The sequence below is a fragment of the Caballeronia sp. GAFFF2 genome (genome assembly GCF_023631485.1).
GTDB lineage: Bacteria > Pseudomonadota > Gammaproteobacteria > Burkholderiales > Burkholderiaceae > Caballeronia.
Genome location: NZ_JALQDA010000023.1, coordinates 177495 through 201721 on the forward strand (window position 1 = coordinate 177495; position 24227 = coordinate 201721).

The 24227-nt window shown below is 62.6% G+C and carries 20 protein-coding genes; 13 read left to right on the plus strand and 7 right to left on the minus strand.

Annotation, left to right across the window (positions count from 1 at the left end):
• Positions 1–98 precede the first annotated feature (98 nt).
• The 8 genes from NCT04_RS14435 (at position 99) to NCT04_RS14470 (ending at position 6288) form a co-directional block, all read left to right on the plus strand.
• Positions 99–1649, plus strand: a complete 1551-nt coding sequence (locus tag NCT04_RS14435) for an amino acid adenylation domain-containing protein (RefSeq protein WP_250466148.1) — start codon at positions 99–101, stop codon at positions 1647–1649.
• A 65-nt stretch (positions 1650–1714) separates the two neighbouring features.
• The gene (locus NCT04_RS14440; RefSeq protein ID WP_244826581.1) at positions 1715–1951 is read left to right on the plus strand and encodes an acyl carrier protein; all 237 of its coding nucleotides are present in this window, start codon (positions 1715–1717) and stop codon (positions 1949–1951) included.
• Positions 1948–3015 carry a 3-oxoacyl-ACP synthase III family protein gene (locus NCT04_RS14445; protein ID WP_250466150.1) on the plus strand — a complete coding sequence of 356 codons (1068 nt, stop codon included), beginning with the start codon at positions 1948–1950 and terminating at the stop codon, positions 3013–3015. Before NCT04_RS14440 ends, NCT04_RS14445 begins: the two co-directional genes overlap by 4 nt.
• A gap of 13 nt (positions 3016–3028) precedes the next feature.
• Positions 3029–3250: an acyl carrier protein gene (locus NCT04_RS14450; protein WP_250466152.1), complete on the plus strand. Its 222-nt coding sequence runs from the start codon at positions 3029–3031 to the stop codon at positions 3248–3250.
• Positions 3251–3256: 6 nt separating this feature from the next.
• Positions 3257–4009: an SDR family NAD(P)-dependent oxidoreductase gene (locus NCT04_RS14455; RefSeq protein ID WP_244826584.1), complete on the plus strand. Its 753-nt coding sequence runs from the start codon at positions 3257–3259 to the stop codon at positions 4007–4009.
• Between the two features lie 11 nt (positions 4010–4020).
• Positions 4021–4770, plus strand: coding sequence for an SDR family NAD(P)-dependent oxidoreductase (locus NCT04_RS14460; protein ID WP_244826585.1), 750 nt, complete (start codon positions 4021–4023; stop codon positions 4768–4770).
• Positions 4767–5447, plus strand: a complete 681-nt coding sequence (locus NCT04_RS14465) for an acetyltransferase (protein WP_250466154.1) — start codon at positions 4767–4769, stop codon at positions 5445–5447. Before NCT04_RS14460 ends, NCT04_RS14465 begins: the two co-directional genes overlap by 4 nt.
• 1 nt (position 5448) lies before the next feature.
• The gene (locus tag NCT04_RS14470; protein ID WP_250466156.1) at positions 5449–6288 is read left to right on the plus strand and encodes an arylamine N-acetyltransferase family protein; all 840 of its coding nucleotides are present in this window, start codon (positions 5449–5451) and stop codon (positions 6286–6288) included.
• Positions 6289–6312: 24 nt separating this feature from the next.
• Here NCT04_RS14470 and NCT04_RS14475 read toward each other — a convergent pair whose 3' ends face one another.
• Positions 6313–7296 (minus strand): Rieske 2Fe-2S domain-containing protein, encoded by a 984-nt coding sequence (locus tag NCT04_RS14475; protein WP_250466158.1) that lies wholly within the window; start codon positions 7294–7296, stop codon positions 6313–6315.
• 203 nt (positions 7297–7499) lie between these two features.
• On the opposite strand from NCT04_RS14475, the gene NCT04_RS14480 reads away from it, so the two are divergent.
• Positions 7500–8594 (plus strand): GGDEF domain-containing protein, encoded by a 1095-nt coding sequence (locus NCT04_RS14480; protein WP_250466160.1) that lies wholly within the window; start codon positions 7500–7502, stop codon positions 8592–8594.
• A gap of 94 nt (positions 8595–8688) precedes the next feature.
• On the opposite strand, the gene NCT04_RS14485 is transcribed toward NCT04_RS14480, so the two are convergent.
• Genes NCT04_RS14485 through flhF form a run of 3 tightly spaced genes read right to left on the minus strand, consistent with a single transcriptional unit; the run spans position 8689 to position 12136 of the window.
• Entirely contained in the window at positions 8689–9420 is a 732-nt protein-coding gene (locus NCT04_RS14485; RefSeq protein ID WP_244826590.1) for an RNA polymerase sigma factor FliA, read from the minus strand.
• An 18-nt stretch (positions 9421–9438) separates the two neighbouring features.
• Positions 9439–10359 carry a MinD/ParA family ATP-binding protein gene (locus tag NCT04_RS14490; protein WP_244828138.1) on the minus strand — a complete coding sequence of 307 codons (921 nt, stop codon included), beginning with the start codon at positions 10357–10359 and terminating at the stop codon, positions 9439–9441.
• A complete protein-coding gene (gene flhF, locus NCT04_RS14495) occupies positions 10352–12136 on the minus strand; it encodes a flagellar biosynthesis GTPase FlhF (protein ID WP_250466162.1) in 1785 nt (594 codons plus the stop codon). Before flhF ends, NCT04_RS14490 begins: the two co-directional genes overlap by 8 nt.
• 404 nt (positions 12137–12540) lie before the next feature.
• Here flhF and NCT04_RS14500 point away from each other — a divergent pair, with 404 nt between their 5' ends.
• The 4 genes from NCT04_RS14500 to NCT04_RS14515 all read left to right on the plus strand — a co-directional run bounded on the left by NCT04_RS14500 (position 12541) and on the right by NCT04_RS14515 (position 16234).
• The gene (locus NCT04_RS14500; protein WP_250466164.1) at positions 12541–14223 is read left to right on the plus strand and encodes a thiamine pyrophosphate-binding protein; all 1683 of its coding nucleotides are present in this window, start codon (positions 12541–12543) and stop codon (positions 14221–14223) included.
• A gap of 78 nt (positions 14224–14301) precedes the next feature.
• Positions 14302–14565 (plus strand): PepSY domain-containing protein, encoded by a 264-nt coding sequence (locus NCT04_RS14505; RefSeq protein WP_250466166.1) that lies wholly within the window; start codon positions 14302–14304, stop codon positions 14563–14565.
• A gap of 12 nt (positions 14566–14577) precedes the next feature.
• Positions 14578–15138 (plus strand): cytochrome b/b6 domain-containing protein, encoded by a 561-nt coding sequence (locus NCT04_RS14510; protein WP_250466168.1) that lies wholly within the window; start codon positions 14578–14580, stop codon positions 15136–15138.
• A gap of 196 nt (positions 15139–15334) precedes the next feature.
• A complete protein-coding gene (locus NCT04_RS14515) occupies positions 15335–16234 on the plus strand; it encodes an NYN domain-containing protein (RefSeq protein ID WP_250466170.1) in 900 nt (299 codons plus the stop codon).
• Positions 16235–16305: 71 nt separating this feature from the next.
• Here the strand turns inward: NCT04_RS14515 and NCT04_RS14520 are convergent, their stop codons facing one another.
• The 3 genes from NCT04_RS14520 to NCT04_RS14530 all read right to left on the minus strand — a co-directional run bounded on the left by NCT04_RS14520 (position 16306) and on the right by NCT04_RS14530 (position 24179).
• Positions 16306–17454: a branched-chain amino acid ABC transporter substrate-binding protein gene (locus NCT04_RS14520; protein ID WP_244826596.1), complete on the minus strand. Its 1149-nt coding sequence runs from the start codon at positions 17452–17454 to the stop codon at positions 16306–16308.
• Between the two features lie 92 nt (positions 17455–17546).
• Complete coding sequence (gene putA / locus NCT04_RS14525) at positions 17547–21476, minus strand: trifunctional transcriptional regulator/proline dehydrogenase/L-glutamate gamma-semialdehyde dehydrogenase (RefSeq protein WP_250466173.1); 3930 nt, start codon at positions 21474–21476, stop codon at positions 17547–17549.
• 465 nt (positions 21477–21941) lie between these two features.
• Positions 21942–24179 (minus strand): primosomal protein N', encoded by a 2238-nt coding sequence (locus tag NCT04_RS14530; RefSeq protein WP_250466175.1) that lies wholly within the window; start codon positions 24177–24179, stop codon positions 21942–21944.
• Positions 24180–24227 lie beyond the last annotated feature (48 nt).

A 24227-nucleotide genomic window follows, 5' to 3' on the forward strand; every position in this document is an offset into this window, starting at 1 on the left:
GGGCTGCAAGGCGCACGGCGCTAGATGTTCCGCATGACGACGACGCGCGTCAGCCCGACCGCTTTTATCGATGCTTTTTTCAGGACGCAGGCCGCACCATGATGATCAACGTGCTCGAATATTTCGAAGGAGGTGCGCTGGCACGTATGCCGGAAAAGACCGCCATCGTCGATGGCGACAAGCGCTATAACTTTCGCGAGCTCGAAGTTCATGCGAAGGCATTCGCCGCCGCCATTCGCGCGCGTACCGATGCGATCCGCAATCCGATTGCCGTGTTTCTGCCGAAGTGCGCCGAAACCATCTTCGCCGACTTGGGCATCGTCTACACGGGAAACTGCTACGCCAATCTCGACATCAAGCTGCCCGCCATCCGCCTCAAGGCAATTCTCGATAATCTGGACGCACCGCTCATCGTGACGAACGCCGCGCTGGCGTCTTCCTTGAACGCAGTCGGAATCGATGACAAGCGGATTCTCCTTATCGACGACGTGGGGCATACGGACCACGCTTCGTCGAACGTCGAACTGGATTGGTGCCTCGACAATATCATCGACACGGACCCGCTTTGCATCATCCACACGTCGGGTTCCACGGGCGTGCCGAAAGGCGTTGCACTCAATCATCGCGCGACCATCGACTTCATGGACTGGGCATTCGAACGTCTGGCGCTCGATGGCAGCGAGACGATCGGCAGCCTGTCTCCTTTGTATTTCGATATTTACTCGCTCGAACTCTTCCTGTGTCTCGCGAAGGGCGCGACCATCTCGCTGATCCCGGAACAGATCGCGGCTTTCCCGGCTTCGCTTCTCCAGCACCTGATCGATCAGAACATCAGCTTCATTTTCTGGGTGCCCACGATCATGGTGAACATCGCGAATCAGGCGCTGCTCGAACGCTTGCCGCCCGTCGCGCTGAAGAAGATTCTTTTCGCAGGCGAAGTATTCCCCACGCGGCCGCTGAACATCTGGCGCAAGCACTTGCCGCAAGCCATGTTCGTGAATCTGTACGGGCCGATCGAGGCGACGGTGGATTGCACGTACTTCATCGTCGAGCGCGACTTCGGCGACGACGAGAAGCTGCCCATCGGCTTTCCCTGCCGCAATTCGGATGTGCTGATCCTGACCGACGAGGGGCGCGCCGCGCGCATCGGCGAGCACGGTGAGTTGTGCGTGCGTGGCAGTTCGCTCGCGCTCGGATACTGGAACAATCCGCGGAAAACGGCGGATGCCTTCACGATGAATCCGCTGCAGCCGCATTATCCCGACCGCCTTTATCGCACGGGCGATACGGTTTATCGAAACGAGCGCGGCGAGATCATGTTCGTCGGCCGCCGCGACTATCAGATCAAGCATTTGGGTTATCGCATCGAGCTTGGCGAAATCGAGCACGCCGCGTTGCAGATCGAAGGCATTGCGCAGGCATGTGTGGTGTACGACTCGGCGAAGAAACAGATCGCGCTGTATTTCGAATCGGACGAGAACGTTTCCGCCGCCGCCATCCGCACGGCGCTCGGCGCGCGCTTGCCGAAGTACATGCTGCCGACCGCCTTCGTGCGTATCGACAGCATGCCGCGAAACCCCAACGGCAAGATAGACAGGCTCGCGCTCTCGCAAAAGCAAGCGGCGCCGCGCCCGGCCGTCGAGGCGTGAAACAGGCTGGAATCGCCGCGACAGAAGTCGCATTGGCGCCGGTATTCGAACACGGAGTGGAATTTATGTTGGCAGCAAAGTTGATGGATTTGCTCAAGAGCGTGCGCCCGGAAAGCGACTTCACGCGGTCCGAGGATTTTCTCGAAGACGGTTTGCTCGATTCGTTCGACATGCTGACACTGGTCTCGACCATCGACGACGAATTCGACATTTCGATCGATGGTCTCGACATCGTGCCCGACCACTTTCGCAACGTGCAGGCCATTTCCCTGCTCATCGCGAGATATGGAGTGACGCAGTGAACCTGTTCTTCAAGGGCAAGCGCATCAGCAGTCTGCTGACCGTCGTGCCCGCTCGCGAGCAATCGTTCGTCGAGGACATGAAGCGCTTCGACTTTCCAGAGGCGCGCTCGCGCAAACTCATGCAGGTCATGGGCTACGACAAGCACCGTCTCGTCGATGCCGATACCTGCGTGTCGGACCTCGCCGTCTTCGGGCTGGAGCAGTTGTTCGCGAGAAAGGTGATCGCTCGTGACGAAATCGATGCCCTCGTGCTCGTCACGCAAACGCCCGACTACCTGATGCCGCCGACGAGCAGCATCGTGCAGGGAAGACTCGGCCTGAAGCAGGACATGTTCTGCATGGACATCAACCAGGGATGCGCGGGCTTCGTCGTCGGTCTCATTCAGGCGTTCATGCTGCTCGAACAACCGAATATCCGGCGCGTCGCACTCGTCAACGCCGACGTGATGAGCCGCAGGACTTCACCCAGGGACCGCAACAGCTATCCGCTGGTTGGCGACGCGGCGTCCATCGCCATTGTCGAATCGGCGGCGCCGGATCGCGTGGTCCATGCCAATCTGAAGATGGACGGCACGCGACACGCGGCCCTGATGATTCCCGCCGGCGGAATGCGCATGCCGTGTTCGCCGGCAACGGCCGAGTTGCGGGACGAAGGCGATCACAATTTTCGTGCGCTGGATCATTTGAAGATGGAAGGCTCGGAGGTCTTCACGTTCGTCCAGACGGAGGTCCCGCCGATGATCACGGCGCTGATGAATCAGGCGGAAACGACCCTCGACGAGATCAACTGGTTTCTGTTCCATCAGCCCAACCGCTTCATGTTGCAAAAGCTCGCGGACAAGATAGGCATTCCGTACGGCAAGCTGCCCATGAACGTGGTGGAAAAGTACGGCAACAGTAGCGGCGTGACGATTCCAATGGCAACCGTCGAAAACCTGCGTGAAATCCTGACGCAGCACGAGGCGCTGGTATGTCTCGCCGGATTCGGCGTCGGTCTCACATGGGGATCGATGCTCATGCGTCTCGGACCGCTGGACGTATGTGAAATGGTGCAATATCCCTGACAGGAGTGTCCAAATGAAAGATGCTTTTTACACCAACCTCGCCGAGTTGCTCGAAGTCGATTCGGTCGACCCAGACCTGCCGCTCGACCATTACGACAACTGGGATTCCCTGACCGCGCTCGCATTGATTGCGTGGCTCGACAAGGAGCTTGGCGTCTCGATCAGCGCCAAGGGCATCAGCGAATTCGCTTGCGCCGCGGACTTGTTCGCCGCGCTCGAAAAACAGCACGCCTGAGCATTCATGTCGAATCCTTTGAACCTCGAAGGTCAACGAATCCTCGTCACGGGTGCGGCGTCGGGCATCGGTCTCGCGACCAGCCAGTTGTTCAGCGCGCTGGGCGCGGCCGTTGTCATGCTGGATCGTGACGATGCGCGGCTTCAGCAAGCAAGCGCCGGCCTCAACGCGAAGACGGTGACCTTCGATCTTCTCGATACCGAACGCCTGCCCGGCCTCTTCGCCGAGTTGGCGCAAGCCGGGGGACCGTTCTCCGGGCTCGTGCACGCGGCGGGAATCAGTTCCATTGCGCCTACCCGCTTGCTGACGCCCGCGCGCTATCGTGAAGTGTTCAGCGTGAATGCCGAAGCTGCGCTCGCGTTGCTGCGCGGCTTTCAGCACCGCAGCGTATGCCGCGCAAATGGCGGCTCGGTGGTGTTCATCTCGTCGGTCATGAGCATCGTCGGCTCCGCCGGTGCGTCGGCTTATGCCATGTCGAAAGCCGCGCTCACCGGCCTTGCAAAATCGGCGGCTCTGGAGTTTGCGCCGAGAAGTATCCGCGTCAATTGCATTGCTCCCGGATTCGTCAAGACCGCGATGTTCGACGAAAACTCCCGGCACTGGAGTGAAGAGCAGCGCAAGCAGATCGAATCCGCGCATCCGCTGGGTCTGGGCACGCCCGAAGACATCGCCAATGCGGCCGCCTTTCTCGTTGCCGACTCCGGTCGCTGGATTACCGGTTCGGTGCTGGTCTGCGACGGCGGCTACACCGCGTCCTGAGCAAGACAGTCATGAGCCACGAATTTCATAGCCTGATTACGGGCGCCTCATCGGGCATAGGCCGGGCAACGGCCATTCAGCTTTCCTCCACGCGGTCGCTCGTGTTGCACGGCAGGGACCGGGCGCGGCTGGAGGAGACGCGACAGCTTTGCGCTAACCCCGACGCCCACGCATTGTGGGTGCAGGATCTTCGCGAACTGGACGAGATCGAGTCCGGCTTCGTCGATTTCGTTTCGTCGCGCGGCATGCGTATCGAGAACTACGTCCACTGCGCCGGCGCGTGGATCATCGGCCCGCTTCGTTTGCTCGAGCGCGCGAGCGCGGTGGAAGTCATGAACGTGAACTTCATGTCGGCCATGGAAATTTCTCGCCTGCTCGTGCGACGCAAAGTAAACGACAAGGCGCTCCGCAATATCGTGTTCGTGTCGAGTACGGCGAGTCAGTTCGGCGCCAAGGGACTCGGGGTTTATTGCGCGAGCAAGGGCGCGCTCGATGCCTATATGCGCGCGCTCGCCGTCGAACTGGCGCCATCGGTTCGCGTCAACTCCATTCTTCCCGGCGCGGTTCATACGCCCATGACGGATTCGATATTCGGCAACGAGCAAGTGCGCGAGCGCATGGCGGAGTCGTATCCGCTAGGTCTCGGGCGTGAAAGCGACATAGCCGGCATGGCCGAATTCCTGTTGTCCGACAATGCACGCTGGATCACGGGCCAGCAACTCGTGGTCGATGGCGGCCGCTCGGTGAACATTTCCGCATGACACACACGCTCGCAGCCGTGACCGGCATCAGAAATCTCATTATCGTGGGCGCGGGCGCGTTGGGGCGGGAAGTGCTCGTCTGGTCGCAACAGGCCATCGCTGCGGGAACGCCATGGAAGGTCAAGGGGTTTCTCGACAGCCGCACCGACATGCTCGACGGCTTTGCGTGCGGCGCGCGCATCATCGGCTCGCCTGAAGCTTATCTGCCGCTCGACGACGACATTTTTCTCTGCGCAATAGGCGATCCATCGCAGAAGCGCGCCTACGTCACCCTGCTCGAAGACAAGGGCGCGGAGTTCGGTATCCTCGTGCATCCGACGGCGCTCGTGGGCAGGGACGTGAAACTCGGCGCGGGCTCAATCATCTGTCCGTTCACGCAGATGTCGTGCGATATCGACGTGGGCCGCCACGTGTTTATCGGCACTCACAGCAGCGTGGCGCATGATACGTCCATCGGCAGCTACACGCAGATTTGCGGCGCATGCCAACTGAACGGTCACGTCAACGTGGGAGAGGAAGTGTTTATCGCGAGCAGCGCGACGCTGCTGCCGAAGTGCAACGTCGGCGACCGCGCGTATGTCGGCGCAGGCAGCGTGGTCTTGCGACGCGTGAAGGCGCGTACCAAAGTGTTCGGCAATCCGGCGATGGTCATCGGCGAAGTGGGCAACGAGCGTTGACATGGCACGCGTTAAAACGGCCGCGCGGCTTGAACACATCGACGGTTATCTGTCGCGGCTCGGCTTTCGCGCCAGCCCCGAGCCGACGCTCGCCACGTTGCGGACCTTGCAGGAACGCCACACCCGCCGCTTTCCGTTCGAAAACCTGTCGACGCTCTTGCGGGAGCCTACGTCCATCGACGTGGCATCGCTCGAACAAAAGATCGTGCTCGGTGGGCGAGGCGGTTACTGCTACGAGCTCAACCTGCTTTTTCTCGCATTGCTCAGGCAGTTGGGATTCGACGCGCGCGGCCTGACGGGACGCGTCGTCATGGGCGGCCCGGAAACCGCGTGGGCGCCGCGAACGCATATGTCGATTCTCGTGACGTTTGGACCGGGCGACGACTACATCGCGGATGTGGGCTTCGGCCGCATGGTGCCGACGACTCCGCTGCGGCTCGATACGGATGCCGAGCAAACGACATCGCTCGAACGTTTCAGGCTGCTGCAACGCGAGGCCGGTTACGTGCTTCAGGCGCGGATAAACGGCGTCTGGCGCGCGCTATACGTATTCGACTTGCAACGTCAGGAACAGATCGACTTCGAGATAGGCAACTGGTTCATCTCGACGCATCCGGCGTCACCGCTTGCGTCGCAATTGGTCGTTGCGCGCACGGACGAGGGAAGACGCAAGAGTCTCGTCGATGGCAACTACGGCGTCCATCATCTCGATGCGGTCGCCGAGCGCCGTCAGATTTCCTGCACCGACGAACTGATGACCGTGCTGCAAGACGAGTTCGGCATCCGCCTGCCCGGCGGCGACTTGGCGAACGTGCTGGGTCGACTCATCAAGCGCGTTTGATGCGGTGGCTTACCGGCCATCGAATCACGCGCTCGTCGTCCCCCACCCAAACCCCATTCCCGCCAACCATCTCCGATACGCCACCGACATCCGGTCGCACTTCTGATGCAACTCCGCATCGAGCGCGAGCGGCAGCAGCTTCGGCCATTGCGACTCCACGATCGGCGTGTCCTGCAGCAGAATCTCCATGTTGAAGTCGTACAGCTCTTCGTCGCTGTGCGAAGTCTCGTCTTCGTGAATGGAAACGAGCCACGCGCGGGTCTCGGTCTGCGTCACGGGCGACGCCACCAGCATGATATGCAGTGCGCCCATTGCCCCCGACGCCATCTTCGTGAGCTTCGCAACCAGCGGCCGCTTCACGCGATAAACGTAATCCATCATCGCGCCGCCCTGCCCCGGCAAACCCGCCGGCTGCCAGAAACGGCACTGGCGCGCTTCGAGTCCGTCGGCGCTTTCCACGACTTCATAGTCCGGCACTTCGGTATGCGCATCCTCGCCGAGAATGCCCACGTGCACGAACGAAAAGTGCGCCATGTCCAGGAAGTTTTCGACGACACGCGGCGCGGATGACTTCACCGTCTGCGGCGCAAGGTTGATGCGCCGTCCGCCCGGAATGGCGGCTTCGGGAAAGAAATCGAGCGCGTGCGCGGGCTCGCCGAAGCACATCCATACGACGCCGTATTTCTCCCCGGCGACGAACGCGGTGGCGCACGCGCGTTTCGAAGGCCGAAGCGACGGATTCGACGGAATCAGCACGCACTGACCAAGCGTGTCGTAGCGCCAGCCGTGATACGGACACACGAGCTGATCGTTCGTCACCGCCCCCAGCGACAGTTGCGCGCCGCGATGCGGACAGTAGTCACGCCAAACATGCGCCACGCCTTCGGCATCGCGCCATACGACGATGCGCTCATCCGCGACGATGAACGCTCGCGTCGAACCCGCCGGCACGTCATCGCCATTACAGACCGCCAGCCATTCGCCAGCGAGAGAAAAGTCGTCGCTCATAGCACTGAAGCATCCGCAGAAAACGCCGTTAATCATCTGTCCGAGATGCGTTCTTACACGATTCACAGCAGCTTGGCAAAACGTTGCAAAATACCAGTCGTCGGGGACGAACATCGCGACGGGGCCGCAATAAGACAAAAGCGCGACAGCAAAGACACGCGCAAAAGACCATAACAGCAAGAAATCACCACCAGGGGTTCAGTATGGAGCAGGCGCATCAACCGGCACGCCGGGCCTATGCCTTCGCATGGTCCGGCAACCGGAATCCCGAACGCGAGCAAGCCATGCTGCGTATCGGGATGGGAGCGGCAGTTCTGCTGGCTTATGCGGTGTATGCGTGGCGGCACCCTTCGGCCAACGCGTCGCTGATCACGCGGTTGATCGCGCTCTACGTGTCCTACGGTGCAATCACACTATTGCTCGTCAGCCGGATGATGGCGCTGTCCAACGTCCGGCTCGTCATCACCACTATCCTCGATCAGGCGTTGCTCGGCGCGATGTTCTTTCTCTGCGGCACGCTCGCCTTGCCGCTGCTGTGGGTGGTGTTCTGGTTTCTGATCGGCTCGGGATGCCGCTACGGCAAGCGCACGCTCGCCATTTCGTGCGCGATGGCGCTCGTCGCGATCGTCGCGCTGGCGTTGTGGCAACCGTGGTGGGTGGCAAACCGCGCCGCCGCGCTCGGGCTCGCGCTGAGCGTGCTGGGCGCGTCGGTGTATCTGAGTGTGCTGGTCGACAGGCTTGGCAGCGCGAATCGCGTGCTGGCGCGGCAGGCATCGACAGACCCGCTCACGGGCCTCTATAACCGTTACGCGCTCGAACAAACCGTGAATCGCGCGATGTCCGCGCCCGAAGCCGCCGACGCGAATACCAGCGCACTGCTACTGATCGACCTCGACGGCTTCAAGGGCGTGAACGATACCTACGGTCACGCGGTCGGCGACGTGCTGTTGCAGTCGTTCGCGCAATTGCTTGCACGGCGCATGCGCAAGACCGACACCATCGCGCGGCTGGGCGGCGACGAGTTCGTCGTGCTCGCGCGCAACATGCGCGATCGCAGCGCGGTGCTCACGCTCACCGATGGCATCCATTCGGCGCTCGCCGACCTCACGCTGGTGCAGGAGCGACCAGTGAGCGTATCGGCGAGTATCGGCGCCTGCTTGCTGTCGAGCGCGGCAGAAGCGCATGACGCCGATATCACCGCCGTGCTGAGAGCCGCCGATCGCGCGATGTATCGCGCAAAGAGTCTCGGCGAAGGCAAGACGGTGTTCGCCGAGGCGCGCGACTTCGAGATGCATTGAGCCCATCCGCGCGCATTCGAGCGCCTTTGCAAAGGCAAAAGCAAAAAGCGCGCGGCCCCGGTTCGGGGCTTCGCGCGCCTCTACAACTCGGAACTCAAGCCTCGACGCTAGTCCACGACTGTTCCCGCAGCTTCGCACGCAAACGCGCCACGGCCTGGCTATGCAACTGGCACACGCGCGACTCGCTCACTTCCATCACCGCGCCGATTTCGCGCAGGTTGAGGCCCTTCTCGTAGTACAAGCTCATGAGCAGCTTCTCGCGCTCCGGCAACTTGTCGATGGCTTCGATCAGCGCGCCGCGCAGACTGTCGTCCAGAAGCGCCGACAGCGGGTCCGAACGATCGACGCAGTAACGGTCGAGGAACGGCTCGTCGTCCGCCGAGCGGTCGAAGTCTTCGTAATAGATCAACTGGCTGCCGTGCAAGTCCTGCAGCATCGACTGATACTCGTCGAGCGGCATCTTCATGTGCTCGGCGACTTCGGTCTCGCTGGCCGAACGGCCAAGGTTCTGTTCCACCTTGTGTACCGCCGACTCCACTTCGCGCGATGTCTTGCGCATGCTGCGTGGCAACCAGTCGTTGGCGCGCAACTCGTCGAGCATGGCGCCGCGAATACGCTGACTTGCGTAGGTTTCGAACTGGGCGCCCTGATCTTCCTTGTAGCGGCTAGCCGCATCGAGGAGGCCAATCATGCCGGCCTGGATCAGATCGTCGAGATCGACGCTCGCCGGCATTTTGGCGACGAGCTGGAGTCCGAGGCGGCGAACGAGCGGCGCATATTTCGTAAGCACGTCGGACTGCGAGAGTTTGCCTTGGGCGTTATACATCCTGTTCACCTTTCAATATCACATCGACGCCGTGCTGCTCATTGCATGATCGGAAAACGCCGCCGCTCGGTGCGCCGCTTTCCGTCCGCTTTCACCAGACTCGCCAACCGGAATGTGCGCGTCGTACTGGCTCGCTTCGTCGCCGCGCGAAAACGGCGCGGGACGCATCGGCCAGTGCAGCAGCTCGGCTGCGATGTAGCGGTAGTCGCGCGCCGCGGCCGTAGCCGGAAACGCTTCCACCGCACACCGAGAGAGCTCCCTCGCCCGAGCGACGCGCGCATCCTCGGACACATACCCTGCCTGCACGAGCGACACGGCCAGATAACGGCTCGCGACACCCGAGAGGTTGTCGAACGCGACCGCTGCATCGGCTGCGTCCTGCACGTGATTCATCAGCACGCGGAACTGGCCGATCGCGTGGGCGTAGTGCAAGCGCTTCATGCACGCATACGCCTCGGTGATCGCCGACGCGGCTACCCGCGTCACTATCAGAAAGTCATGCGCCTGCGCCGCGAGCGACGAGAGCGCGCCATTACGATCGAGTTGCGCATCGATCAGCACGATATCCGCGGGGCCGTCGAGCAGCGCGCGTGCTTGCGCCGCATCGTGGCTGATACGTTCATCGCGCGGTGCGGCGATCAGCGAAAAACCCATCGGCGTGCGCACCGCGACATCCTGCAATTCGCGACGGCCGGACATCACCGCCGAGAGCGCGCCCGCGCCATCCACACCCGCCATGCGGCTGACCGAGCCCGCGTTATGCCGCTCGTCGATGACGAGCACATCCTTGCCATGCACGGACAACGCCGCGCCGAGGTTCACTACCGCCGACGTGCAACCGATGCCCGCCGGTCCGCCCACTACAGCCACCACGCGAGAACTGGCGCGCGTCAGCAGCCTTCTCAGGCCTTCAGCCTGATCGAGCACGAACTTATCCAAAATGGACTCCATGCAGTTCTGTCGTGGCGCGTGCGGACAGTGCGGACAAAAGCGCCGGCACATCGTCGTCTTGCGGCACGAAAGGCGAGCCATCGCGCGGAATGCAGAACGCGCTCTTGATGAGGAAACGCTTGGTTGCGACGTACAAGTTCTCCGGCACCTTCTGACCGGTCGATACGTAATGCACCGGCAGCTTGTAGCGGATGACCGTATCGAGCACGCTGCCGAGGTTGGTCGCCTCGTCGAGCTTGGTCAGAATGCAGCCCGCGAGCGGCGGCTGGTCCGGCGCACTCTTGTAGGCCTGCACGACTTCGTTGAGCGTGTCGCCGTGGCTCGTGGCGTTCAGCAGCAACAGGCGTTGCACCGGCTGACCCGTGCCGCACAGCATCGCGATCTGGTCGGAGACCGTGCGATCGCGCTGGCTCATGCCGATCGTGTCGATCAGCACGATATGTTTGTTGCGCAGTTCGGAGAGCGCGAGTTGCAGGTCGGCGCCGTCCTTTACCGCGTGCACCGAGACGCCGAGAATCTTGCCGAAGATGCGCAGTTGCTCATGCGCGCCGATCCGGTAGCTGTCCGTCGTCAGGAGCGCGACCTTGCTGGCGCCGAAGCGCATCACGCAGCGCGCCGCGAGCTTTGCCGTGGTCGTCGTCTTGCCGACGCCCGTCGGGCCCATCAGCGCGAACACGCCGCCGCGTTCCATCAACGCGTCTTCGCTCGGCATCACCGGCAGATTCGATTCGAGAACTTGCTGCACCCATTCGAGCGCGTTTTCCACGTTCTCCATCGACGGCATGTTGTCGATCACCATGCGCACGAGTTGCGCGGAGAAACCGGCGGCGAAGAGGCGCTTGGTCAAGGCCGAGTTGGTCGGGTTGCGGCGCTGGCGGTCGCCCCACAGCAAACCCGAGAAGTGCTCTTCCATCATCTCGCGCATCGACGAGAGTTCGTTCATCACCGTTTCGTTGACGACTTGCTCCATGCGCGTGCGGATGGCTTCGGTCACGACGGCCGCGGCATTAGCCGGCAAGCCTTCGAAATTGCCCGATGCGGCCGGCGCTTCGTCGGCGGGTTGCGGTGCTGCGTTGATCTTCTGTGCGGCGCGGCGTGCGGCGACTTGCGCGGCTTCACGCGCCCAGTCGGGCGTTTCGATCTTTGCGTGCGCTTGCGCGGCGAGTGCGGCAGGCGCGGCGGCAACCGGTTGCGCGGCGGCTTGTGCACGCGGCGCTTGCTGGCGCGGTGCGTCGGCTGCCTTGACCGATACCGGCACGCCCATGCCGCGTGCAATTGCGGCGGACGGCGTCAGCGGCCGGTTCGACGGCACCGAAGCCTGTTGCGCGATACGGCGCGCATGTTCGATCAACCACGGATTGGAATCGGCCATCGTGCGCGGTGCTTCCATGCGCTCTTCGTCGGCTTGCTCGTCGAAATCGTCGGCGTCGGCGGTGTTGCCGAAGACGGAGGAGAAAACATCGCCGCTGGCGTAGGGGTTCATCGGAGAGCTGGGAGCGGCGGCCTGCTGCTTCATCGCGGCGGCTGCGGCTTGTGCAAGCGCGGCGCGCGGCGTGGCGCTGGCGAACGGCGCGGCGGCTGCTTGTTCGCGTGCGGCCTTCGCGGGCGAGATCGAAGCGAGATCGCTATCCGCGACACCGACGATTTCCACCGATCCATCGTCGAGCGTGCGGTTGGACAACACCACGGCATCGGGTCCGAGCGCTTCACGGACCTGGCGCAGAGCGTCACGACTGTTCGCGCCGATGAATTTACGAATGTTCAAACTGGCCCCCGATGAGGATAGATGCAGCGATATTTGCGAGGCGAGCACCCTTTGGTTATTTCCGTGCCCGCTTTTCAGTGAAGCCATTATTGCGAAGATCACTTCGGGCCTATCGCTGGATAAAGGGTGTGAAAGAGGGGTATTTCGACTGATGGAAACAACCCGGCCGTGCGGATTGCGTCGCGCGTCATGCGGGAAAAAATGCCGGTCTGGCACGATCGACGCGACGGGACGAGAGATGTCGCTTGGCGGTTTGTCCGGCTGTGAGAGGCGCGGCGGCAGGCGCGTCGCGCGCCAAGGCGGCCGGACTGCATCAGCCAGAGTCCCATCCAGCGGCGTAAGCTACGGTCTGCGGCTCGAAACCCGGGCTCACCGATGCTCACTGACAAAGGAGACTTGTTCGCATGGCATCCGCTTCTCATGGCCAGACCACCGGCGCGCGTCTAATTGTCGATGCGCTCGTTCATCACGGTGTCGAACGCGTGTTCTGCGTGCCGGGCGAGAGCTTTCTCGCCGTCCTGGATTCGCTGCACGACGAAACCAGCCAGATACAGACGATCGTCTGCCGCCACGAAGCCGGCGCGGCGAACATGGCCGAGGCGGTCGGTAAGCTGACGGGGCGTCCGGGCGTGGCTATCGTCACGCGCGGGCCGGGCGCGACGCACGCGTCCATCGGCGTGCACACCGCTTTCCAGGACTCGACGCCGATGATCCTGCTGATCGGCCAATGCGCGCGGGATCACATGGATCGCGAGGCGTTTCAGGAAATCGACTATCGGCGCATGTTCGGGCAAATGGCGAAGTGGGTCGCGCAAATCGACGATCCGCGCCGCGTGCCGGAATATTTAAGCCACGCGTTCCATGTCGCGACGGCGGGACGTCCCGGCCCGGTCGTGCTGGCGTTACCCGAAGACATGCTGACCGAAGCGTGCGACGCGGCGCCGCCCGTGCCGCGCTATCAGCGCGTCGCGGCGGCGCCGTCGCAGGCGCAGATCGAGCGCGTGCGCGAACTGCTCGCCAATGCGAAGACGCCGTTCGTGATCGCGGGCGGCAGCGGCTGGACCGCCGAGGCGACGCAGGACTTCGCGCGCTTCATCGAGCGCTGGCAGTTGCCGGCGGGATGCGCGTTCCGCTATCAGGACACGCTGCATAACGAGCATCCGAATTACGCGGGCGATGTCGGGCTCGGCATCAATCCGGCGCTGGCCGCGCGCGTGCGCGAAGCGGACGTGCTCTTCGTTCTCGGCCCGCGTATGGGTGAATCGACGACGGGCGGCTACACGCTGCTCGACATCCCGAAGACGAAGCAGACGCTGATTCACGTGCATCAGGGCGCGGAGGAACTGGGCCGCGTGTATAGCGCCGATCTGCCGATCGTCTCCGGCATGCCCGAGGTTGCGTCGATGCTCGCCGCGCTCGAACCGCCTGCGCAGATCGCGTGGTCGGGCAGCGCCGAGACGGCGCACGCCGCGTATCTCGAATGGCGCAAGCCGCGCCCCATGCTCGGCGATGTCCAGCTCGGCGAGATCATGCGCACGCTTTCGGAGCGCCTGCCCGAAGACGCGATTCTCACCAACGGCGCGGGCAATTACGCGACCTGGCTGCATCGGCATTATTCGTATCGGCACTTCCGCTCGCAAGTTGCGCCGACGAGCGGTGCGATGGGTTACGGCGTGCCTGCGGCCATCGCGGCGAAGTCGCTGTATCCGCAGCGCACGGTGATCGCATTCGCGGGCGATGGCTGCTTCATGATGTCGAGCCACGAACTCGCCACGGCGATGCAGTACCAGCTGCCGGTGATTTTCGTGGTCGTGAACAACGGGCAGTTCGGCACGATCCGCATGCATCAGGAGCGGCACTATCCGCATCGGGTCCATGGCACGGGGCTGACGAACCCCGACTTCGCGGCTTATGCGCGCGCGTTCGGGGCGCACGGCGAGCGGGTCGAATCGACGGAGCAGTTCATGCCGGCGTTCGAGCGCGCTGTGAGTTCGGGATTGCCCGCGGTGATCGAGATTCGGATTCCGGCGGATCAGAGCACGCCGGGCGCGACGCTCGAACAGATTCGGGAGCAGGGGAAGCGCTGAGGGCTAGCTTTCGATTGACTTGCGATGTCCTTCCGGTGGAAGTAGAGTGTTCGGACTTCAAACCACCGGGAGTCGACGATGTTCAAGGTACTGGCTTTGTCATTGGCAATGGGTTTTTCCGGCGCCGCGTTCGCGAAGGCGGACTGCACGGCGCATCCCAAGAGCGAGTGGATCAAGGAGTCGGACGCCAAGGCGCAACTCGAAGCGCAAGGCTACAAGATCCGCAAGTTCAAGATCGATGGCAACTGCTATGAAATCTACGGGCACGACAAGAATGGCAAGAAGGTCGAGATCTACTACGACACCAAGACGCTGGCTGTCGTGAAATCGGAAGTCGAATAATCGCGCTTCGTCATGTCTGCCAAGGCCGGCCCTCGCGTGAAGGTCTGGGATCTTTGGGTCCGGCTCACACACTGGATTGTGGCGGGCGTCGTTTCATGGAATCTTTTTGGGCCAACAAACCCGACACATCGAGTGCTTGGCTATATCGCGGCGGGGTTGGTGCTGGCGCGTATCGTGTGGGGTTTCGTCGGTTCGCGGCATGCGCGCTTTGCCGCCTGGTGGCCGGGCGCCGCGCAGCTTCGTGCCTATCTCCGTTCGCTTGCAGCGGGCAAGCCCCTACATCATGTCTCGCATAATCCATTGGGCGCGTTGATGGCCGTTGCGTTGTGGTTCCTGGTACTGGCGCTCGCGGTATCCGGCTGGATCATGCGGCTCGATGCCTTCTGGGGCGAAGACTGGCCACAAGAGATCCACACATGGCTGTCTTATCTGATCGAAATATGCGTGTGCGTGCATGTCGTCGCGGCGGTGTCGATGAGCTTGTGGACACGAGAGAATTTAATCGGCGGGATGGTGACGGGACTCAAGCGCGTTAAACAGCACGATGAAAGCGATCGAGCAACTGATGCCTAAGCGCGTCAGATTCAGCTAATCGGCAAATGACTGATAGATCGCTTGAGATTTAGGCAGCAACAAAGCGGTGACGTCGGCGCACGAGCCGATTCTTTTAAGCATTAAACACTATCAGCAGCCTGCATTCGCTTTGGATAATTGAGTTAATCGCCCATTCGGCGAGCCACCTCAGTTTGAAGAAGGAGCGAACTAATCGATGTCTCACGCAGCGAAGCAACTGACGAAGATCGGCGTCTTCTACGATGGGAATTACTTTGATCTGGTGAGCAAGTACTACATGCACCAGCATCCGAAAAAAGCATGGCTTTCGATTCACGGTTTGCATGAATACATTCGCCACAGAGTAGCGCTTGTCGAGACAGTGGACGCGCGCGATTGTCAGGTGATCGACGCGCATTACTTCCGAGGCCGATTCTCAGCGCGCAAGAGCGCGGACAAAGGCCACGACATTCTGTTCAACGAGCGCGTACTCGACGACATCCTGATGCGGGAGAACGTCACGGCGCATTACTTCCCAATGAGCTTCGCTGGCAAGGAAAAGGGCATCGATGTCTGGCTGGCTCTTGAAGCGTTCGAGCTTTCCATTTACAAGCAGTTCAATGTGGTCGTCCTTATTGCAGGCGACAGTGATTACATACCGCTCGCACGTAAGCTCAAGACGCTTGGTATTCGAGTAATGGTTGTTTGCTGGTCTTACTCATTCGAGACTACGACTGGAGAACAAAAGGGCGCAAATCCGAGTCAGATGTTGCTCAACGAGGTGAGTTATCCATTGATGATGTCCGAGGTCATCGACCGGATGGATGACGCGCGAGGAGACGAGCGGGCCGTTTTGAGCGGGTTGTTTCAGATCAGACGCGACAGGCCTCCGTCCTCTGGGGCAGCGGAGGATGTCTGGAAGATGGGCGTCATTGCAAGTCTGAAAGATCACTTCGGCTTCATCAAACCGGCGAGCGGTTCGAACACAAGCATCTACTTCCGATACGCCGTTCTGACGGATGCCGACCCGGATGGACTCGAAGAAGGCATGGAAGTGAGTTACCAAGCTAATGAAACGCCGAGAGGCTTGCAGGCCGTGAAAGTTCGTACTGGCTAAATTGCCGTTGGATCACAAATAAGAACGGCCCGGTCGCACACGACCGGGCCATCCAAAACAGCCACTAAACCTTACTTCCCACCCACGCTCTGCAGCGTCGTCCACTTCCCGCCAACGACCTTATACAGCGTGATACCGCCGTTTTTCAGATCGCCCTTCGAGTCGTACGCCAGATGCTTCGTGGTCACGCCTTGCATGTCGGTCTTGGCAAGCAGCGGCAGATACTTTGCCGGGTCCGTCGAGTTGGCCGCCTTCATTGCGTTGAACATGGCCATTGCGCCGTCGTAGGCGTACGGCGAGTACGTCTCTACGTCTTCGTTGAAGCGCTTTTTGTACTTCGCCGTGTAGTCCGCGCCGCCAGGCATCTGGTCCATCGGCAGGCCGGCGAGCGATGCCACCGTGCCATCGGCCGCGTCGCCCGCGATCTTGATGAAGGTGTCGGTCTTGACCATCTCGCCCGCCATCAGCGGTGCACGAAAGCCAAGCGTCTTCATTTGCTTGGCCATCGGCGCGGCTTGCGAATCCGCGCCGCCGTAGTACACGAGGTCAGGATTCGACGACTTGATCTTGGTCAGAATCGCCTTGAAGTCGACAGCCTTGTCGTTCGTGAATTCGCGCACGACGATGTTGCCGCCCGACGCCTTCGCTGCCTTCTCGAACTGGTCGGCGAGACCCTGGCCGTAAGCCGTGCGGTCATCGACGATGGCGATCTTCTTCACTTTCAGCGTCTTCACCGCGAACTCGCCCGCGACCGAGCCTTGCTGCGTGTCGGACGTCATCATGCGGAAGGCCGTCTTGAAGCCTTGCGTGGTGTACTCCGGCGCGGTTGCCATCGCGATTTCGGGGATGCCGGCGTTCGCATAAATGCGCGATGCCGGAATGGTCGTGCCCGAGTTGAAGTGGCCGAGCATGCCCTTGATGCCGTCGTCGACGAGCTTCTGCGCGACGGTCGTGCCCGTGCGCGGGTCGGCCTGATCGTCCGCCGAATCGAGCACGATGCGAACCGGCTTGCCGCCGATCACCGGCTTCGTGGCGTTGAAGTCCTCGACCGCGAGCGTGATGCCGTTCTGGAAATCCTTGCCGTAGTGCGCCTGCGCACCGGTCATCGGCCCGGCGAAGCCGACCTTCACATCTTCTGCTGTTTGCGCGAACGCAGTCCCCGCGAGCGACAGGCCGGCGAGCGTCAGGGCGGCTGCCAGCTTGTTCATCGTGTGCTTCATAGCTTCTCCTAGTACCAGTGTGAATGGCAGCTCGTCGCCGGGATCGCCGTGCCTGCTGCCGTTTGTTTGAATCGAGCGCGAGAGGATACTTCTCAACCGATCGTCATCAAATTCGCATTGCCGCCCGCCGCCGCCGTGTTCACGCTCACCGAGCGTTCCGTCAGCAGACGTTCGAGCGCATAGTCTTCGCCGTCATGATCAGCATCGGCAAATGTTCCCGCCGCCACGCCCTGCACCGATACGATCGGTCCCGGGCGCTTCGCGACTTCCTTCACGAGCGACAACAGTTCATCGCTGTCGCCTTCGAACAGCACGGCGTCGAACTCCGCCGCCGCGTCTTTCCTGACCGCCGCATACGGCTTGAGCGATGCCGGCAGCGACGCCGCCAACTGCTCGCCCGCCGAACCGGCGAACAGCGCCTTGTTGCCCGTTGCCAGCACGGCGGCAAACTGCGCCCGCGCGCCGCTCGGGGTTGCCGCCACGCACAGCACCGTGCCGCGCGCGCCGAGCGTGTACGTGTTGCGCTCGCCGGTCGGACCGGACAGCACGGCCGTCGCGCCCGCGAGCACGTGTTGCAGATAACCGTCGCAACGCGCCGCGGTCTGCGGATCGCGTTCGCCGATGGACCAGTCGCGCAGCGCCGTGAGAGCGGCGGTCGGGGCATCGGCGGATGCCGCCTTGTCCACCACGAGCGCGCTTGCCAGCGACTTCGGCAATCCAGTGGGACGCTTGGCCAGCAAGCGCTGCAAGTACAACGCGCCGCCCGCCTTCGGACCCGTGCCCGACAAACCTTCCCCGCCGAACGGCTGCACGCCGACCACCGCGCCGATCACATTGCGGTTCACGTAGATGTTGCCCACGTGCGCGCGCGAGATGACATGCGCGATGGTTTCGTCGATCCGCGTATGGATGCCGAGCGTCAGTCCATAACCGGTCGACCGAATTTGGTCGAGGAGTTTATCAAGAGACGAACGGCGGTAACGCACCACATGAAGCACCGGGCCGAAGACCTCGCGCTTGAGTTCGTCGATGCCGTCGAGTTCGATCAGCGTCGGCGGCACGAATGTGCCTTGCGCGCAACCGTCCGGCAGCGGCAGTTGCACGACCTTGCGGCCCTTCTCGCGCATCTGCGCAACGTGCGCGTCGATGCCGCGTTTCGCGTCGGCATCGATCACGGGACCGACATCCGCCGACAGCCGGTCAGGATTGCCCACCGCGAGTTGCTTCATCGCGCCGGTCAGCATTTCGAGCGTGCGATCCGCGACATCGTCTTGCAGACAAAGAACGCGTAGCGCCGAGCAGCGTTGACCCGCCGAGTCGAACGACGACTGCATGACGTCCGCGACGACCTGTTCCGCAAGCGCCGAGGAATCGACGATCATCGCGTTCTGGCCGCCGGTTTCGGCGATGAGCGGAATCGGGCGGCCGTCCGGATCGAGCCGTTCGGACAGCGTCTTGTTGATGAGGCGCGCGACTTCGGTCGAGCCGGTGAACATCACGGCGCGCGTGCGCGGGTCGGCGACGAGCGCTGCGCCCACGGTTTCACCGTTGCCCGGCAACAGTTGCACGGCGCCCGGCGGCACGCCCGCTTCGCGCAGAATGCGCACGGCTTGCGCGGCGATCAGCGGCGTTTGCTCGGCTGGCTTCGCGAGCACCGGATTGCCAGCCGCGAGCGCCGCCGCGACCTGACCCATGAAAATCGCGAGCGGGAAGTTCCACGGGCTGATGCAGACCACCGGTCCGAGCGGACGATGCGTGTCGTTCGAAAATTCCTCGCGAATTTGTGCGGAGTAATAGCGCAGGAAGTCGATAGCCTCGCGAATTTCCGATACCGCGTTCGCGAGCGACTTGCCCGCTTCGCGCACGACGAGGCCCATCAGCGTGTGCATCTGCGCTTCGAGCAAGTCGGCGGCGCGCGTGAGGCAGTCGGCGCGGTCATCGACGGGCGTCGCTTGCCAGATCGGCGCGGCGGCCACGGCGTTGGCGATCGCGGCGCCAACTTGTTCCTTCGACGCTTCCACCACCGTGCCGACGAGATCGCGCAGATCGGCGGGATTGCGAATGTCGCGTGCGACGCCGTTGTGCGGATCGTCGCCTTCGAGCATCGGCTCGGCGCGCCACTGATGATTCGCGCTCGCGAGCAACGCCGACGACAGCGACGCCAGGCGATGCTCGTTCGACAAGTCCAGACCCATCGAATTGGGCCGCTCGTCGCCGTACAACTGACGCGGCAGCGGAATCTTCGCGTGCGGCGCGCCGAGCGGCACGATCTTCTGCGCTTCGTCGATCGGGTCTTCGACGAGATCCTTCACGGGGATGGATTCATCGGCAATACGGTTCACGAACGATGTGTTCGCGCCGTTTTCGAGCAGACGCCGCACGAGATACGCGAGCAGCGTTTCGTGCGTGCCGACCGGCGCATACACGCGGCATGGCCGGTTCAGCTTGTCGCGGCCCGTGACTTCTTCATAGAGCGGTTCACCCATGCCGTGCAGGCACTGAAACTCGTACTGGCCGGGATAGTAATTCTGTCCCGCGAGGTGATAGATAGCCGACAGCGTGAACGCGTTGTGCGTCGCGAACTGCGGATAGACGGCATCCGGCGCGCCCAGCAGTTTTTTCGCGCAGGCAAGATACGAGATGTCCGTATAGATCTTGCGCGTATAAACCGGATAGCCTTCGAGTCCGTCCACTTGCGCGCGCTTGATTTCGGTATCCCAATACGCGCCCTTCACGAGACGAATCATCAGCCGATGCCGGCTGCGGCGCGCCAGGTCGATCAGGTAATCGATCACGAACGGGCAGCGTTTCTGATAACCCTGCACCACGAAGCCGATGCCGTTCCAGCCCGCGAGCGCCGGGTCGAAGCACAGCGCTTCGAGCAGATCGAGCGAGATTTCGAGGCGATCCGCTTCTTCCGCGTCGATGTTCAGGCCAATGTCGTAACGACGCGCGAGCAGCGCCAGCGCGCGCACGCGCGGCAGCAGTTCGCTCATGGTGCGTTCCTGCTGCGAACGCGAATAACGCGGATGCAGCGCCGAGAGCTTGATCGAGATGCCCGGGCCTTCGTAGATGCCGCGCCCGCCCGCCGCCTTGCCGATAGCGTGAATCGCCTGCTCGTAGGACGCGTAGTAACGCTGCGCGTCTTCCTCGGTGGTCGCTGCTTCGCCCAGCATGTCGTAGGAATAGCGGAAACCGCGCGCCTCGAACTTGCGGCTGTTCGCGAGCGCTTCGGAGATGGTCTCGCCGGTGACGAACTGCTCGCCCATGAGGCGCATCGCCATGTCCACACCCTTGCGGATCAGCGGCTCGCCGCCTTTGCCGATCATGCGCGTCAGCGCCGACGACAAACCGGCTTCGCTATTCGTCGTGACGAGCTTGCCGGTGATCATCAAGCCCCACGTCGCCGCATTCACGAACAGCGACGGCGCCTGGCCCATGTGCGAACGCCAGTCGCCCTTGCTGATCTTGTCGCGGATGAGCGCGTCGCGGGTCGCGCGGTCGGGAATGCGCAGCAGCGCTTCGGCGAGACACATCAACGCAACGCCTTCCTGACTCGACAGCGAGAACTCGTGGATCAACCCTTCCACGCCGCCGCCCGTACTCTTCGCGCGCAAGGCTTCGACGAGTCTGGTCGCGAGCTTTTCGGTATCGGCGGAAACGCTGGCCGGCAAGCGCGCTTGTCCGATCAGGAACGGCACGCATTCGGGTTCCGGGCGACGATACGCCGCCGTGATCGCCGCGCGCAACACCGACTGCGGTTGCACGTTCTGCGCGAAATCGAGGAAAGGTTGCGGCGCGCTGTCGTCATCGCCCTCGACGGCTACGGTCTCGCCCGCTTCGCCCGAGCCGTTCGTGCCCGAGAGTTCCGGCGGAAGCTGACCATGCTCGATACGCTCCAGATAGGCGAAGATCGCCTGCTTGATGAGCCAGTGAGGAGTGCGCTCGAGCCGGGTCGCGGCATCTCTGAGCCGTGAACGCAGCAGATCGTCGACTTTGACGCCAAGGGTTGTGCTCGCCATGATTCCTTCGTTTGCCGGACGTGCTCACCCGGCCGTAGACCTAAAAGTTGGCGAATCGTACTCCGCTGAAATAAAAGGTGCAACCGACAATTTCGAGAGGGTTGCACCATGTTGGAACCCTTGTGGGACAAGGCTTTGCGGGATGCAACGCCGAACGGACATTGGCGGAAATCACCTAGTAGTTTCCCTAGGCGTTTTTATTTTGGGACATGCCCTAAGTAATTGCCCGAGTGCAGCCGATATAAACGCCATGCGCGCCGTCGGCGCCACATTCCGCGGAGGACCACCGCGGGGCTCTCGGAGAATAACGAGCATGAGCACTTGGATGGTGATAGCCAGCGTTTGGGTGATGTTCGCAGTGTGCGTCGTCTTGTTTGTGCGAGGCGCATCGCCGCACGTAGGCCGTTCGGACGATCTGCACGACGACCTCGAATCCGCATCTGGAAGCGCCACGCGCGCCGAGTATTAGACGTCCAGCGGATCCACTTCCACGTTCCAGCGCAGTACGCCCTTCAGCGCGCGCAACGCCGGTTGCCACGCGCGCAGGGCGGATTGCAGCGCAGCCCGCGAGCTGCTTTCGAGCAGCAATTGCGCGCGGTGCACGTTGAACACTTTCACGATGGTAAGCGGCACGGCATCGTAGACCGTCACGCGGTCCGCGCCCGGCAAGGGCGCGAAGGCGGCCGCCGCCTGCCCGAGAAACGCCAGCGCCGCTTCGAGCGTGCGGCCTTCCGCGCGCAGCATGGCCTGATAGACGAATGGCGGCAGACGCGCGTCGCGACGTTCCGCGAGCGTCGCGTTGGCGAATCCCACGTAATCCTGCCGCGATAACGCCTGATACAGCGCGTGACGCGGGTATCGCGTCTGAATCATCACTTCGCCGGGAAGTCCGGCGCGACCCGCGCGGCCGCTCACCTGCGTCAGTTGCGCGAAAAGCCGTTCGCTTGCGCGAAAGTCGTGAGAAAAAAGCGCGGTGTCGGCGTTCAGGACACCGACGAGCGTCACACGGCGGAAGTCGTGGCCCTTCGCGATCATCTGCGTGCCGACGAGAATATCGACCTCGCCCGCGTGGACATCCGAGAAAAGCGCCTGCGCGCTGCCCTTGCGCCGCGTGCTGTCCGCGTCGATGCGCAACACCCGTGCGCCGGGCACCACGCTCGCGAGCGTTTCCTCCACGCGTTGCGTGCCGCGTCCCATTGGCGCGATATCGATGTTGCCGCATTCCGGGCATGCCTTTGGAATGCGCGATTCCCAGCCGCAATGGTGACAGCGCAACGCGCGCTCGGGCTTGTGAAGCACGGCATAGGCGCTGCATCGCGGACAGCCCGCGACCCAGCCGCAGGCGTCGCACGACAGAATCGGCGCATAGCCGCGCCGATTCAGGAACACGAGACTCTGTTCGCCGCGCTCCAGACGCGCCTTCAGCGCTGCGATGAGCGGGCCCGACAAGCCTTCCACGGACGCGCGCCCGCGCTGCCTTTCCTCTTCGAGATCGATGAGCCGCACGCTTGGCAACGCCGCATCGGCGACGGCGCGGCGCTTGAGCGTCAGGCGCGTGTAGCGGCCCTGCTCCGCCTGCCACCAGGTTTCGAGCGATGGCGTCGCCGACCCGAGCACGACGGGAATACCAAGCTGCTTCGCCCGATAAATGGCCAGATCGCGCGCGGAATAACGCAACCCTTCTTGCTGCTTGTACGCCGGGTCGTGCTCTTCATCGACGACGATCATCGCCAGTTTTGGCTGCGACGCGAGGATCGCGAGGCGCGTGCCAAGCACGATGCGCGCGCTTCCCGTGTGTGCCGCGAGCCAGTTGCGGGCGCGTTCGCCCTCGGCAAGACCGCTGTGCATCGTGACGATGGAACCGGGCGCAAGCATCGAAAAACGATTGCGGAACGCCGCCTCGAACTGCGGTGTCAGGTTGATTTCGGGCACGAGCACGAGCGCCTGCGCATCCGCTTGTCTGGCGAGCAGCGCGGCAAGCGCGTGCAGATAAACCTCGGTCTTGCCGCTGCCCGTCACGCCGTGCAGCAGAAATGGCGCGAAGCCTTGCGCGCTCGCGATGGCATCGACGGCTTCGCGTTGCTCGTCGGTCAGGCGCGGCGGCGCTTCGGTCGCCGCGAGCGTCGGCGCGTGATCCGCCGGCGATGCGTCTTCAACGCTTTCGATCCAGCCGCGCGTCAGCCATTCGTCGAAAGTCGCGCTTGCTTTGGGATGTACGGCGCGCGCTTCGGACAAACCCAGCGTCTCGCTCGATCCCAGCGCTTCCGCCAGCCGCCGCAACGCGCTCGCCCGCGCGGGCAAGGCATCCGGAAGTTCGGCTCGTCCGGCTGCCAGCATGCGGTAACGCGGCTCGACCGCGAATAGGCGGTTCCAGCGCGATGCGTCGCGTAGAGCTTGCGGCAACGCGGGCAGCGCAACTTCGCCGAGCCCGCGCTGATAGTATTCCGCCGCGAACGTCGCGAGCCCGATCCATTCGGCGGAAAGCGGCGCGCAGGCATCGCAGATGGCGCTTACGTGGCGCAGTTTGTCGGCGGGGACGTCGGTTGAGGTCGCGATCTCGCAGATGAGCCCAACGACGTCGCGCCGCCCGAACGGCACCTGCACCAACGAGCCGACCACAGGCTCGACGTCGAGTTGATAGACGTAATCGAACAGCACGGACATCGGCTGATCGATAGCGACGCGCACATAGAGGCCGCTCATGCCACGCGACGCCTTTCGGCAAGCCACAGCGGGCTTTCCGACAATGAC